Consider the following 13,753-nt stretch of genomic DNA (forward strand, 5'->3'; position numbering starts at 1 on the left):
GCGCAGATCCTGCGGGCGCCTCTCGTATGCGCGGAACGCACAGAATACGGAACACGGAGGTCGTTTAGTTATGATCCACGCACAGACTTCGCGGATGGCGCAGCGTCTGATGGTCGCGCTCGATTATCCGGACGAACAGGCGGCGCGTCGATTGATCGGCAAACTCGAAGGCATTCCCTGTTATATGAAAGTGGGCATGCAGCTGTTCTACCAGGCGGGACCGCAGTTCGTGCGCGAACTGAAATCGCTGGGCTACTCGGTTTTTCTCGACCTGAAAATGCACGATATCCCGAACACGGTCAAAGGCGGCGCAAGCAGCATCGCGAAGCTCGGCGTCGATATGTTCAACGTGCATGCGGCGGGCGGCTCCGCTATGATGCAGGCCGCCGTGCAGGGCGTGGAGGAAGCGCTGGCGAATGACGCTTCATTAAGCCGGCCGCTGGTCATCGCGGTGACGCAGCTGACGAGCACCGACGCCGCGACCATGAACGGCGAGATCGGCATTCCCGGCAGCGTCGAGGACGCGGTGGTTCGCTATGCGAAACTGGCCGCCGGCGCGGGGCTGGACGGCGTGGTGGCGAGCCCGCTCGAAGCGGCGGGTATCAAAGACGCGTGCGGAAAGGATTTTCGCACGGTAACGCCGGGCATCCGGCCGGCCGGCAGCGCGGCGGACGACCAGTCGCGCACCCGGACGCCGGGCGAAGCGATAAGCGGAGGCAGCGACTACATCGTGGTCGGCCGGCCGATTACGGCGGCGTCCGACCCGAAAGAAGCGGCGATTCGAATTATAGAGGAGATGATGGGATGAGTATCCAAACGACGACGGAAAACAAGATTGCGGCGGATCTGCTGAAGATCGGCGCGGTGGCGCTGCGTCCGGAAGAGCCTTTTACCTGGACTTCGGGCATCAAATCGCCGATCTACTGCGATAACCGGCTGACGATGGCTTATCCGGAAGTGCGCGAGCGCATCGCGGAAAGCTTCGCGCAGTTGATCCGCGAGCGGTATCCGGACGCGGAAGTGATTGCCGGAACGGCGACGGCGGGTATTCCGCACGCGGCCTGGGTAGCGCAGAAGCTGAATCTGCCGATGGCGTATATCCGCGACAAAGCCAAAGGACATGGCAAGCAGAACCAGATCGAAGGATCGATCAAGGCAGGGCAGAAAGTCGTCGTGATCGAAGACCTGATCTCTACCGGCGGAAGCTCGCTCAAAGCGGCGCTGGCCGTGCGCGAAGCCGGAGCGCAGCCGCTGGCCGTGCTGGCGATCTTCAGCTATCAGCTGGACCGCGCGGAGTCGGCGTTTGCCGAAGAAGGCGTGCCGCTGGCCACGCTCTCCAATTACACGGCCCTGATGCAGACGGCGCTGGAACTGGGCACGATCCAAGAAAGCCAGATCGAGCTGCTGAAGTCCTGGCGCGAAGATCCGTCGGCGTTCGGACGCTGAGTTTTTATCGCGCATCGCACCGCACAAATCGAACCGATCGCCGATCCGCGGCCGTGACACAAGACCGGTCCTCCTTCGGGAGGTCCGGTCCTTTTTGTCACTTATTTTTCATCTTGTCCGGCGCTTTGCGGCGTTTGGCGCTGGACGCGTCCGGCGTAATACGATAAGCTTTGGTACAAACAGGCCAGACAACGAGAGGGGCAACCGGCATGAACAGGGGAAAAGGTCCGAGGGCGGCGCATGCGGTATTCGTGTTGGCTGCGCTGATTCTGCTGTCGGGCTGTTTTTCCGCAGACCGGCAGACGATGCCCGAAGCTTCCGCAAAAGGCGAAAACGACAGCGGCGGCAAAGAAACGGGACACCGGGCGACGCTGCGCATCGGGATACTGAGCGGGGAGCGGGGAGACCGCTACTACCGCGAAACGTACACCGCCGTCTACGAATACACCCACCCGGGCGTCAAGATCGAGATCGTTCCGGCCGTCGATACGTCGCGCTACCGGTATATCGATCCCGACTCGGAAGATTACAAAGTGGAAGATCCGCTGAAAGAGCTGCAAAAGCTGGCGGAGCAGGGCGGAGCGGATCTGTTTATCCTGGACGCCGAAACGCTGCGGGCCGCGGCGGATAATGGCTGGACGACGCCGCTTGCGCCTTTTATGCAGCGGACGGGCGAGTCGGAAAGCGACTTTGCGCCCGGCGTGATCGACGGACTCAAAAAGCTGGGGAACGGGGAGCTGCAGGCGCTGACGCCGGAGTTCGCTTCCACCGCTTTGTACTATAACGCCGACTGGTTTGAACAAAACGACGTGAAGCCGCCGGAGGACGGAATGACCTGGGAGCAGGCGTTTGCGCTGGCGCGGGCGGCGAGCGGAGAGAAACCGGGCGGCGGGCATATGTACGGACTGTCGTTTACCCAGACGCTGGCCGAAGATCCGCTGTGGGCGATTCGCCCTTATACCGAGCCGCTCGGCTTGACCACCTTTGACCTGGAAAAGCGGGATATGACCGTAAATACGCCGCAGTGGCAATCGGTATGGACCTCGCTTGCGGATATGACGCGCCAGGGTGCGATTCCGCTGGACAAGCGGCCGGCCGAATCGCCGGAGAAGTACGACCCGTTCGGCGGCGATCTGTTTCTGGGCGGTCAAACGGCGATGACGATCGCGGACAGCGGTTACGCGGCGGAACTCAATACGGCAGCGGCCAACGCCAAATGGATTCCGGACTTCCGCCCTTTCGAATGGAAAACGGTGAGGCTGCCGGTGCATCCGGGATTCGAAGGCATAGGGTCCGGCGTCAAGCTGGGCGATACGTTCTCGATCAGCTCGCAGAGCGCGAAGCAGGAAGCGGCCTGGGACTTTATCCGTTTCGTAACGGGCGAACCGATGCAGGAGATGCGCCTTCAGGACCCGTACCGGATGCCGTCGCGTCTGAGCGTGATTGCGGAAGAAGCCAAAGAAAACGGGTACCGGAGCGAGGCGTTTACCGAGCTGCGGCCGGCCGAGCCGATCGCGGAACGCGAAGACGAGGAGGTCCAGAACAATCCGCAGCTCTGGCAGATCGGCGATACCGGCAAAAAGCTGTTTATCCGGGTGCTGCAAGAGCAGCTTCCGGTCGACCGGGCGCTGGAACAATGGGAAAACGACGGCCGCAAATGGCTGTACGGACCGTTTACGGAAGACGGCACGCTGACGATGGCGCACCCGGCGCGAAAGCCCGAGGTTGCCTGGAGCTTATCGGAAGCGGTAAAAACATCTTGACTCTCTCTTCGAATAATTTTATACTAGATCATGTCGCTGTTCGAAGATATCGCGGGGTGGAGCAGCTCGGTAGCTCGTCGGGCTCATAACCCGAAGGTCGCAGGTTCAAATCCTGCCCCCGCAATTGATGTGCTGTACCGGCACGGCCCCTCCGGGCTGCCTCCGGAACCAGGACCCTTAGCTCAGTTGGTTAGAGCTACCGGCTCATAACCGGTTGGTCACAGGTTCGAGTCCTGTAGGGTCCATAGCGGCGAAACCCCTGCTCCGAAAGGAGCAGGGGTTTTTTGTTGTTTTTATCTACAGCGCCCCAAACACGATATTCCGCAGCTTCCGCGTAATCGGCAGCGTGCCGGCGTCGCGCTTTTGCACCATGAACAGGAACGTCAGCTTGTCCTGCGGACTGTTGACGAAGTAGGCGCCCAGCCAGCCGTCCCAGCCGTATTCGCCGGCGCTGCCGATCAGGCCGGCTTGGCCGGGATCGGTCATGATGCGCATCTGGTTGCCGTAGCTGTGGCCGGCCAGGGAGTGCCAGCCGTCGAAATTTTGCTGCTGGCGGGCGGTCAGCGTAGCCGAAGTCAAATACTGCACGGTTCGCGGGTTCAACACCTTCGTTCCGTTCAGCTCGCCGCCGTTCATCAGCATGGTCGTGAATTTGGCCGCGTCGTCGATCGTCGAAGCCAGGCCGGCTCCGCCCGACTCGAACGCCGGCTGTCGGTCCAGTTGATGCACAATCCCGAGATGATCGCCGGCGTACAGCGACAGGCCGCTTTCGCCGTCGTTTTGATACGTTTTCGCCAGACGGCCGCGTTTGTCTTCGGGCAGCCAGAATCCGGTGTCGCGCATATCCAGCGGGCCGAAGATTTCCTGCTGCAAAAATTCACCGAAACGCAATCCGCCGGCCGTTTCCACGATCGCGCCCAGCACGTCCGCCGACGTTCCGTACTGCCAGCTCGAACCCGGTTCGAACGACAGCGGGCCTTCGCCCAGCCGGTTGGCGAACTCCAGGGTGCTTACCGGGTTATCGCCGTGCAGGCGGCTGTCCAGATCGCGCAGCAGCGCCTCGGTATGCCGCCCCGCCAGATCGTCTCCGCCGTACACCAGTCCGGAAGTCATATTCAGCAGATCGTGGATGGTCACTTCGCGGCCGGGCTGCGTCAGTTTGCCGCCTTGTTCGACCTGCTGTCCCCGGAAGCCCGGGAGATAACGGCTGACCGGATCGAACAGATCGATCTCGCCGCGCTCCAGCAGGATCATGACGGCCGCGGCGGTCATCGGCTTGGTCATCGAATACAGGCGGAAGATGGAGTCTCTGGCGATGCTGCGCTGATTCTCGATATCGGCCAGTCCGTCTTCGTGATAAAACGTTTCGCGGCCGCTCTGGATCACCATCAGGTTGGCGCCGGCGATTTCGCCGCGCGCGATACCGGTTTCCAGCGTTTGTTTCAAACGGTCTATCGTAGAGGGTTCAAGCATAATCATAACGTCTCCTTCTCGTATAAAACTCGGCAGGGCTCGCCCCGCTCCATTCCACATAGTAAGCGCTTTTGCGCCGGTTGTATAGAGTTACAATTCCGCTTTGTATCGGCTCGGCGTTTTCCCGGTGAACTTTTTGAACTGCCGCATAAAATGCGTTTCGTTCTCGTAGCCGCACAGGGCGGCCACGCCGCCGATCGACGGCGAACCGTTCTCCAGCAAATACTTGGCGAAATCGAGGCGGCTGTGGATCATATCGAGCGAGACGGGCAGCCCGAACAGTTCTTTATACAGATGCTGAAAATAAGACCGGCTCAAGTTGACCCGCTCCGCCAGCTCGCTTACCGTATACCGGTTCTGCGGATTGCTGTAGAGCAGGCTGCGGATCTCCGTCAGCTGATGGTAGTAGCGGGCCGCGCTCTCTGCACGGGGGCCCAGACGGCGCAGATTGCCGAGTTTCATCAGAAAGCCCGTCAAGTCGGAATCGACGATGCGCTCCTGCAGCGGGCCGCCGAGCCACATGCTGCGCTGGAGTTCCATCATCAGCCTGGATACGGTCGCCGGGTGCAGCGCGGGAACGGGTTCGTCGAGCGGAAGGCTCAATTCGCGCAGCAGATCGGGAGCTTCCGGTCCGGCGAAATGCAGCCAGTCGTTGATAAAGCCGCGGTCCGCGTTGCGGTAGCGGTAAGGCGTATCCGGCCGGAACACGATCCAGGTATCCGGCTGCACGGTGAAACTTGTTTGCTGCAAATCGACGTGGGTGCGGCTTTTGAATAAGACGAAAACATAGCATCCCGATCCCGCCGGACGGTCGATGCGAATCCCTTCCGGATGTACGGTATTGAAGCCGCACTTAATCATTTTCAACATGCGCTGTTCCTCCCGATCGCACGATAAGTCAGTTTTTGCCCATTATAGATTATCGCTTTGCGCTCCGGCAAGGCTTTATAGTAAAAGGGAAGCGCGCAGCGCGAGAACTTAACGGCGAAAGGGAGGAAAGCGCAATGACGAAGTATGTATGGAATGAAGAAAACGGAGCGTGGCTGGACGGGGTGTGGGAGCGGCTGCAAACGAAAATGTCGGCGGAGTGCGAGCGCATCGGAAGCGGCATCCCTTATATTCCCGTAAACGGACAATATAAAGATCTAGGCGAAAACGATATTTACTGGTGGACCAACGGGTTCTGGGGCGGGATGCTCTGGCAGATGTACCATGCGACAGACGACGAAGCTTACCGGGCCGCGGCTGAGCGGGTGGAACAGCGTCTGGATACCGCGCTGCACGGCTTCGAGCATCTGCATCACGACGTGGGCTTTATGTGGCTGCACACCGCGGTCGCCAATTACCGGCTTACCGGCAGCGCGCAGTCGAGGACGCGGGGGCTGCACGCGGCGACGATCCTTGCGGGCCGCTACAATCCGGCAGGGAAGTTTATCCGCGCGTGGAACGACGAAGGCGGAGTCAACCGGGCGGGCTGGATGATTATCGACTGTCTGATGAACACGCCTCTGCTGCTGTGGGCGAGCGAAGAAACGGGAGATCCGCGGTTCCGCCAGATTGCGGTCAACCATGCGGATACCGTGCTGCGTACGACGCTGCGTCCCGATGGTTCGGCCAATCATATTATGATCCTCGATCCGGACAGCGGCGAGGTGCTGGACAATCCGGGCGGACAGGGCTTCGAAAGCGGTTCGTCCTGGAGCCGGGGGCAGGCCTGGGCGCTGTACGGCATGGCGTTAAGTCACAGGCATACGGGGAAAAAGGAATATCTGGACGCCGCCAAGCGCACTGCGCATTACTTTATCGCCAATGTCGCTTCTACGGACGATCTGCCGCTGGTCGATTTCCGCTCGCCGGCGGAGCCTCTCGTGTACGACTCGACCGCCGGAACGTGCGCGGCCTGCGGACTGCTGGAGATCGCGGAAGCCGTGCCGGAGCATGAACGGCGGATGTATATCGACGCGGCGCTGCGGATGCTCAAAGCGCTGGAGCATAAATTCGCCGACTGGAATCCGGAAAAAGACGGCATCATCGGAGGCGGAACGGTGGCGTATCACGGCGGCGAGCGCGAAGTCCCGATTATTTACGGCGATTACTTCTTTATCGAAGCGGTGCTGCGGCTGCGGGAGCAGGGGGCGCATTTATGGTGAGCGGCAGCGGGGAAGAACAGCGCCGCTGCTGGCTGGAGGTCATGCTCGGGATCGGACAGCCGGTATTGGAAGCCCTGGCCAAACGCAAACTGAAGCAAACGCTACCGCTGGACTTTCATCCCGACCGCGCGCCCTACGCCTGCCTGGAAGCGTTCGGACGTCTGGTCTGCGGCATGGCGCCGTGGCTGGAGCTGCAAGGATTGGAAGGCGAAGAAGAAGAGCGGCGCGCACGCTGCGCCCTGCTGGTGCTCGACGGCATCGACGCCGCGACCGATCCGGATTCGCCGGATTATATGAACTTTTCCGATCAGGGACAGCCGCTGGTGGATGCCGCTTTTCTGGCGCACGCGCTGGTCCGGGCGCCCGTCTCGCTGGCGGGGAGGCTGAGCGGAGAGGTCAAAGCGCGCCTGATCGCGGAACTGCGCAAAACGCGCCGGACCGTTCCGCCCAAAACCAACTGGCTGCTGTTCAGCGCGATGGTCGAAGCGGCGCTGTGCGTGCTGGGCGAAGACGACTACGACCGGATGCGGATCGACTGCGCGCTGCATTTTCATATGGAATGGTACAAAGGCGACGGGATGTACGGCGACGGCAAAGACTTTCACTGGGACTACTATAACAGCTTCGTGATCCAGCCCATGCTGGTCGACCTGATTACATTGTTCGAGCACGATTCGCCGGCGTACGAAGAAATGAAGCCGCTTATCCTGGCGAGAGCGGCCCGCTACGCTTCGGTGCTGGAGCATATGATCGCGCCCGACGGGACGTATCCGGCGATCGGTCGTTCGATCGTGTACCGTTTCGGCGCGTTCCAGCATCTGGCGCAGGCGTGCTTGCAGCATTTCCTGGAAAAGAAAATCGAGCCCGCCCAGGCGCGCTGCGCGCTGACGGCCGTGATCCGGCGCACGATGGAAGCTCCGGGCACGCTGGACGAGCAGGGCTGGCTGAGACCCGGATTGTACGGCTATCAGCCGGAGCTGGCGGAAGGGTATATCAGCATCGGCAGCCTGTATCTGTGCTCGACCGTGTTCCTGCCTTTGGGCCTGGCGCCTTCCGAGCCTTTCTGGGCGGGCCCGCCCGCCGCGTGGACTTCGGTCAAGATTGCGGGCGGCGAACGGATGGACGGGGACTATGCGCTGTAGCCGCCGGACGCGGCGCGAATACGGACCGCCGCTTCAACGACTCAAATAGGAACGCCAAAAAACCTGCTCTCCTCCGGGGGAAGCGGGTTTTGACGATGGATGCAGTACCTTTGAAGACACGCCCTAATCGAACAAGCGAAAAATAAAGCGGAAAACCAAAAAAATCGTTCTCGGTAAGAAAATGAAAATCTGGTACAGGAGATCAAGCAGTTCCAGGATATCGAAAAAACCGACCTTTTCTCCGTTTTGCCGGCGTCTGCGCCGTTCGCTTCTGCTCATCGGGATTCCTCCTCGGCGGATGGTTTGAAGCCGTGTCAACGCCTGCGCGGAAGCCGGGCCGAAAGATGTGATGTCGATAAATTCCGCTTTTGTCGGTTGACCCTGTTTTAGAAAGTTATAAAGTTATCGAGTTAGCAAATCTAACATAACATCCAAAGATTAACCCGATTTTTTCGTTTTGAAACGCTTTTCGGCCCAAAAACATTTGCTTTTTAAAGCTCCGGGGTGGTACAGTTAGGATACTGCAAAAGGAGTACAATTTGATGGGCTGTTCCTTCAGGAGCGGGTTATCCGTTTGTGGGTCCTTATTAAGGAGACTCATATGGAAATTGAAGAACGCAACGTTGTCAAAATGCAGAGCGACCTGCAGCGCATTTTTGCCAACGGTTATTTCGTCGTCATCCGGGTGCGCAGTTCGGAAGATCTGTTCGTCGGACAGATTACGGAACTCAACGTCGAAGGCGGCAAACTGACGATCGGAAAATGGGGAGAGCTGAAAGAACTGTCGATCGACGATATTCTCAGCACCGAAGTTCCCGGCCACGAATAGAAAGGCTGCAAGACGTTTATGAATAGAGAAGCTGTCCGGCGGCGCCGGTTTGAGCTTCGCGGGTCTCGTCCACGGACGAGGCCTTTTATTTTTGGGCGGAGCGGCGGTTGAACGACAAAAAAGCCCCGCGTCGGCGCAATGTCACGAAGCATTAACTTCGTTACACTGCGCGTCGGCGGAGCCTTCGGGCGGATTCTTGCGCCGGCGCGGGCCGATGCAAGAACCGGGGAAAAGCGGTCTTAGAATTTCGCAGCCAGTTCGGCCGCCTGCTTCACGCCTTCTTCGATGATCGAAGCGGCGCGGTCCGGGAACTGGTTGTGTCCTTCGACAACAACGACTTCCGGATTCTGAACGCCCCAGAACGCCAGGGTGTTCTTCACGTAGTTGAGGGACATTTCCATGCCGCTCATCGGCTCGATCGAGTAAACGCCGCCGCGCGCTTGCAGCAGAGCGATCTTTTTCTCGCCGACTAGGCCTACAGGACCTTCAGCCGTGTATTTGAACGTTTTGCCGGCTTGGTTCAGGTAGAACAGGTAAGTCAGCAGTTGGGCCGGAATCGTGAAGTTCCACAGCGGGAATGCGAACACGACTTTGTCGGCGCCCAGGAATTGGTCCAGGTAAGTGTTGGCCAGACCGGCCAGGCGCTGTTCTTCCGCAGTCGCTTCGATGCCTTGACCCGCTTTGAACAGGCCTGTCATCATATCGTTGTCGTAGTAAGGAAGATCCGCTTCGAACAGATTCAGCTCGGTAACGAGATCGTCCGGGTGAGCGGCTTTGTAGCTTTGAACGAAGCTTTCGTACAATTTAACCGTAGCGGACTGCTCGGCCGGACGGTTGTTGGCTTTAACGAACAAAATATGGGACATGGATGATTTCCTCCTGGCAATATCTTTTGTATTTAACTTTCTTTATTATAGTATACGGAGTAAAGTAAGAAGTCAATCGTTTTTTGAAAAAAAGTCGGCAGACAAGCAAAATTGTCGATTTATGCGTAAGAAGGGAAGCGTTCGGCGGCTTGATTTCGCTGCTCGCTAAATTTTAATCGGAATTTCAGGTTTCTATCAGGTACGTTTAAGCTTGGACCTTTATATTAACGGTACAACCCCTCTGTAACATAGACCTTAGCCCCGATGCCTCCGGCATTGGGGCTCTTTTTATGCCGGCGGAGACTTATCGAACGTAAAAAAGCCCCCGAATCCGGGAGCTTTGGAATAAAGGTTTGAACGACCGATTACATAAAGAACGACAGGCCGACCACAACGGCGATCGAACCGAGCGTGAAGAACAGGATCGTGCGCAGTTCGCGGACCATGATACGGCCTTCCTGTTCGTGATGATCTTCGGTTTTGTGAAAAATGGATTTGTGGGCCATGATGATTTCCTCCTTCCGGGCGAATTTGCGTATAAGCCCGGAAAAGGGAAAGAAACGAACACCTGAACTTGAGCGGCCTCAGCATGCGGTGTTTGCACAGGATCGGGATGCGCGAATCCGCATGCGGCGTGCGCAGCCTGATCGGCCGCAGCGCAGCCGACAGCGCCAGAAACAATGCGGCTCCGCCCGCATACGGTGTGGGCGGCTGGTTCTGGTGCGCATTGCTCTGGACGTAATGGTGCTGCTGATGATAAGTCGCGTGGCGGATCTCCGGCCCCTGGAAGCCGGTCCAGGAATCCGGGAAGCGGACGTCGGGCAGCAAAGCGAACAGAAAACAAAGCCCGATCAGCGCCGCGCGAAGCGCGCTGCGCGCAAGTCTGCGCCTGCCGATATGATCCATATTTCGCCGCCTCCTTTCGTCCGTGTAATCCGCCCTAAGCGATCCTATTTATTATGGTAGGAAAGAAAGGAAAGCGTCAAGGCGGCTGCGCGGTCAGCGGAAAATAAATTCCACCCTCGTCCCGTCGGCGTAGTCGTCGAGCTGATTGCCGATCCACGAACCCGCGCCGCGGTTGTCGGCGGGCGGGACGTAAGCGATATTCGCGCCGCTGCCGCCTTCTTCGCACATGGCCATCGGCCATTCGTCGCGGTCGTAACCTTTCTTGGTCGGCACGCCGCGCAGCGAAGCCTGCCGGTTCTTCTCGGCGCCTTCGCGGTCGATCGTGCAAACGGCCGATTCGCCCGCGGCGATCGCTTTGCGGATATGGGCGGCGGTCTTCGGATAGCGTTCGACGGGGAATTCGATCCGCACCGTCTGGCCGGCCGGCGCGGACGAACCGCCGAAGTCGAGATCCAGACCGAGCAGCGGACCGAGTGCTTTGAGCCACTGGGGAGCGAAGAGGGCGAGCAGCACGACGAGCACGATGGTAATCACGGACGGGGCTCGGCGGGACTTTTTGGACGATTTCTTTTTGCTCAAACGTATAAGCCTCCTTACCGGTAATCGGATGTTTCATTATACCGGAAAACAAGCAAACGAAAAAGACCGGCATCGGCCTTCGCCGCGGCGCGAGCCGAAACGAACAGGCCGAGCCGGCCGGTCTTTATGGCGGAACGCTGCCGATCAGCTGTCGGAATCGTCCGGATCGGTATTCGGGTCGTTGACGGGCCGGTCGCCGGTCAAATTATCCTGCGTCACTTTTTCGAAATTCAGCGGATCGGTGTCTTCGTAGCGCGAATCGGATTCCGGAATATCGTCGGGCCCCGGGCCCTTGTCGTGAATATCCGCGTCTCGGTCTCTGCTCATATTCGTTCATCCTTTCTCCAAATGGCGGTCTGAAAGTCTCTTAAAACGATAAACGTACGGCGGCGCGTTGAATCATCTTGAACGATTTCGCCATAACGGCGTTTACAAACGTCGAGAATCGTCGTGCGGACGAGATTGAATGCGCTGCGCTTCGCCACTCGAATGAAAGATATTGAAAACGTGAAAAAAACGTCGGAAACGAATGAAAACAGCTTTAAGTTGAGATTGCTAATTAATGGGGAAATCCTTAAAGTAAAACGGTAGATTCTACAGCGAACCGGTACCCAAGCCGGCCACTGCCGAACTTCCAGATGACACCAACAAAAAGGACGATAACCCACCATGGCAGGCAAAATTAAAAGGTTACTGATCGGACGGCCCATGAAGTCGAACGAACTCGAAGGCGAAAGACTGGGCAAACTCAAAGCGCTCGCCATTCTTTCTTCCGACGCTCTCTCGTCGGTCGCTTACGGCACGGAACAAATTCTGGTCGTGCTGATCGCGGCGGGCGCGGCGGCGCTGTGGTTCTCGCTTCCGATCGCGCTGGCGGTGCTCGCGCTGCTGGCGATCCTGATCGTGTCCTACCGGCAGACCATCTTCGCTTATCCGGCGGGCGGAGGCGCTTATGTGGTCGCGAAAGACAATCTGGGCAAATTCTCAAGTCTGATCGCCGGCGGTTCGCTGCTTGTCGATTATATTCTGACCGTCGCCGTCAGCTCCTCCGCGGGCACGGACGCGATTACGTCGGCTTTTCCGGCGCTGCACGACGACCGCGTGCTGATCGCGCTCGCGATGATCGTGTTCCTGACTCTGATGAATCTGCGCGGGGTGACGGAATCCGCTTCGGTGCTGGCGATCCCGATCTATGCGTTCGTCGTGTCCATCTTTGTGCTGATTATCGTCGGCACGATCAACTACCTGACCGGCGGCGCTCCGGCCGCGGCGCCGCAGCTGGAAGCCGGGCTGTCCAACGTCAGCTTGTTCCTGCTGCTCAAGGCGTTCAGCTCCGGCTGTTCGGCGCTTACGGGCGTCGAAGCCGTCTCGAACGCGATTCCGAACTTCCGCGATCCGGCGCCGAAGAACGCCGCATCCACGCTGATGATGATGGGAATCATCCTCGGGGCGATGTTTACCGGAATCACGCTGCTCGCTTACTGGTACGGCATCCGTCCCGACGAGAAAGCGACGGTCATCTCCCAGATCGCCGAAGCGACGTTCGGCCGCGGCGCGCTGTATTTCGTGATTCAGGGCGTGACCGCGCTGATTCTGTTCCTGGCCGCCAATACCGCGTATTCGGCTTTCCCGCTGCTGGCGTTTATGCTGGCGAAGGATAAATACCTGCCGCATATGTTCATGGTCCGCGGCGACCGGCTCGGCTTCTCGAACGGGATTATTTTCCTGAGCGTGATGTCCGCGATCCTGATCGTCGTATTCAAAGGCAACACGGAGAATCTGATCCCGCTGTATGCGGTCGGCGTATTTATTCCGTTCACCCTGTCGCAGCTCGGCATGATGATCCGCTGGATCAAGCATAAGCCGAAAGGCTGGGGCGTCAAGCTGGCCGTCAATACGATCGGCATGCTGACCACGCTGTCGATTACGCTGATCTTTATTTTCACCAAGTTCCAGCAGGTCTGGGTCGTCTTTATCTTCATGCCGTTCGTAGTCTATCTGTTCGCCAAGATTTACCGGCATTACGCGAATACCGCCGACGAGCTGCGGATCGATCTGGCGACAGACAAGCCGTGCGTCAAAGGCAATACGGTCATTATCCCGGTATCCGGCATCACCCAGGTCGTACGCAACACGGTCAGCTATGCCAAAACGCTGTCCGACAGCGTGGTGGCCGTATACATCGGCTTCGACGACGAGTCGATCCGCAAGATGGAAGACAAGTGGGCCGAATGGGATCCGGGCATCCGCCTGATCGTGCTCAAGTCGCGCTATCGGAGCGTGATGCGCCCGCTGCGCAAATTTATCGAGACCGTCGAATGGAAAAAAGGCGAACACGACAATATCACGGTGCTGATCCCGCAGTTTATTACGAAGCACTGGTGGGAAGCCGTGCTGCATAACCAGACCAGCCTGATGATGAGGACGTATCTGCTGAATCACAAAGACGTGATCGTGACAACGGTGCCGTTCCACCTGCATAAATAGCTGTTTAACCGCCGCCTCGGACTTCGTCCGGGCGGTTTTATTTTTCTTTCCGATAAAAGTCCTGCAGACTTGATGAGGGAATGTATGTTCGTGTATAATAAGCATAGCGAAC

At 58.4% G+C, this 13,753-nt stretch carries 14 protein-coding genes and 2 tRNA genes; 10 read left to right on the forward strand and 6 right to left on the reverse strand.

Annotation, left to right across the window (positions count from 1 at the left end; genetic code table 11):
• Window positions 1-70: 70 nt before the first annotated feature.
• From pyrF to QWJ34_RS05620, 5 genes are all read left to right on the forward strand, one after another.
• On the forward strand, window positions 71-808 hold the full coding sequence (gene pyrF, locus QWJ34_RS05600; protein WP_302726085.1) for an orotidine-5'-phosphate decarboxylase: 738 nt from the start codon (window positions 71-73) through the stop codon (window positions 806-808).
• Complete coding sequence (gene pyrE, locus QWJ34_RS05605) at window positions 805-1,446, forward strand: orotate phosphoribosyltransferase (RefSeq protein ID WP_302726086.1); 642 nt, start codon at window positions 805-807, stop codon at window positions 1,444-1,446. Before pyrF ends, pyrE begins: the two co-directional genes overlap by 4 nt.
• A 209-nt stretch (window positions 1,447-1,655) precedes the next feature.
• Entirely contained in the window at window positions 1,656-3,209 is a 1,554-nt protein-coding gene (locus QWJ34_RS05610) for an ABC transporter substrate-binding protein (RefSeq protein WP_302726087.1), read from the forward strand.
• Window positions 3,210-3,259: 50 nt separating this feature from the next.
• Window positions 3,260-3,333 (forward strand) — tRNA-Met (locus QWJ34_RS05615).
• 47 nt (window positions 3,334-3,380) lie between these two features.
• Window positions 3,381-3,454: transfer RNA gene (locus QWJ34_RS05620), tRNA-Ile, on the forward strand.
• Between the two features lie 52 nt (window positions 3,455-3,506).
• On the opposite strand, the gene QWJ34_RS05625 is transcribed toward QWJ34_RS05620, so the two are convergent.
• Both QWJ34_RS05625 and QWJ34_RS05630 read right to left on the reverse strand, forming a co-directional pair.
• Window positions 3,507-4,682 (reverse strand): serine hydrolase domain-containing protein, encoded by a 1,176-nt coding sequence (locus QWJ34_RS05625; RefSeq protein ID WP_302726088.1) that lies wholly within the window; start codon window positions 4,680-4,682, stop codon window positions 3,507-3,509.
• A gap of 90 nt (window positions 4,683-4,772) precedes the next feature.
• On the reverse strand, window positions 4,773-5,552 hold the full coding sequence (locus tag QWJ34_RS05630; RefSeq protein WP_302726089.1) for a helix-turn-helix domain-containing protein: 780 nt from the start codon (window positions 5,550-5,552) through the stop codon (window positions 4,773-4,775).
• Between the two features lie 134 nt (window positions 5,553-5,686).
• On the opposite strand from QWJ34_RS05630, the gene QWJ34_RS05635 reads away from it, so the two are divergent.
• The 3 genes from QWJ34_RS05635 (at window position 5,687) to QWJ34_RS05645 (ending at window position 8,803) form a co-directional block, all read left to right on the forward strand.
• Window positions 5,687-6,832, forward strand: a complete 1,146-nt coding sequence (locus QWJ34_RS05635) for a glycoside hydrolase family 88 protein (RefSeq protein WP_302726090.1) — start codon at window positions 5,687-5,689, stop codon at window positions 6,830-6,832.
• Window positions 6,826-7,974, forward strand: a complete 1,149-nt coding sequence (locus QWJ34_RS05640; RefSeq protein WP_302726091.1) for a DUF2264 domain-containing protein — start codon at window positions 6,826-6,828, stop codon at window positions 7,972-7,974. The genes QWJ34_RS05635 and QWJ34_RS05640 overlap by 7 nt, the downstream gene beginning before the upstream one ends.
• A gap of 601 nt (window positions 7,975-8,575) precedes the next feature.
• Window positions 8,576-8,803, forward strand: a complete 228-nt coding sequence (locus QWJ34_RS05645) for a hypothetical protein (RefSeq protein ID WP_302726092.1) — start codon at window positions 8,576-8,578, stop codon at window positions 8,801-8,803.
• Window positions 8,804-9,042: 239 nt separating this feature from the next.
• On the opposite strand, the gene QWJ34_RS05650 is transcribed toward QWJ34_RS05645, so the two are convergent.
• Together QWJ34_RS05650 and QWJ34_RS05655 are read right to left on the reverse strand one after the other, a co-directional pair.
• Window positions 9,043-9,669, reverse strand: coding sequence for an FMN-dependent NADH-azoreductase (locus QWJ34_RS05650; RefSeq protein WP_302726093.1), 627 nt, complete (start codon window positions 9,667-9,669; stop codon window positions 9,043-9,045).
• Between the two features lie 365 nt (window positions 9,670-10,034).
• On the reverse strand, window positions 10,035-10,175 hold the full coding sequence (locus QWJ34_RS05655; RefSeq protein ID WP_302726094.1) for a hypothetical protein: 141 nt from the start codon (window positions 10,173-10,175) through the stop codon (window positions 10,035-10,037).
• A gap of 83 nt (window positions 10,176-10,258) precedes the next feature.
• Between QWJ34_RS05655 and QWJ34_RS05660 the strand changes: the two genes are divergently transcribed.
• Window positions 10,259-10,411, forward strand: coding sequence for a hypothetical protein (locus QWJ34_RS05660; protein WP_302726095.1), 153 nt, complete (start codon window positions 10,259-10,261; stop codon window positions 10,409-10,411).
• 257 nt (window positions 10,412-10,668) lie between these two features.
• Here the strand turns inward: QWJ34_RS05660 and QWJ34_RS05665 are convergent, their stop codons facing one another.
• Together QWJ34_RS05665 and QWJ34_RS05670 are read right to left on the reverse strand one after the other, a co-directional pair.
• Entirely contained in the window at window positions 10,669-11,154 is a 486-nt protein-coding gene (locus tag QWJ34_RS05665; RefSeq protein ID WP_302726096.1) for a NucA/NucB deoxyribonuclease domain-containing protein, read from the reverse strand.
• Window positions 11,155-11,298: 144 nt separating this feature from the next.
• Window positions 11,299-11,481: a hypothetical protein gene (locus QWJ34_RS05670; protein WP_302726097.1), complete on the reverse strand. Its 183-nt coding sequence runs from the start codon at window positions 11,479-11,481 to the stop codon at window positions 11,299-11,301.
• A gap of 342 nt (window positions 11,482-11,823) precedes the next feature.
• On the opposite strand from QWJ34_RS05670, the gene QWJ34_RS05675 reads away from it, so the two are divergent.
• Window positions 11,824-13,641, forward strand: coding sequence for an APC family permease (locus QWJ34_RS05675; RefSeq protein ID WP_302726098.1), 1,818 nt, complete (start codon window positions 11,824-11,826; stop codon window positions 13,639-13,641).
• The last annotated feature ends 112 nt before the right edge of the window (window positions 13,642-13,753 follow it).

The organism is Saccharibacillus sp. CPCC 101409, from assembly GCF_030518235.1.
Taxonomy (GTDB): domain Bacteria; phylum Bacillota; class Bacilli; order Paenibacillales; family Paenibacillaceae; genus Saccharibacillus.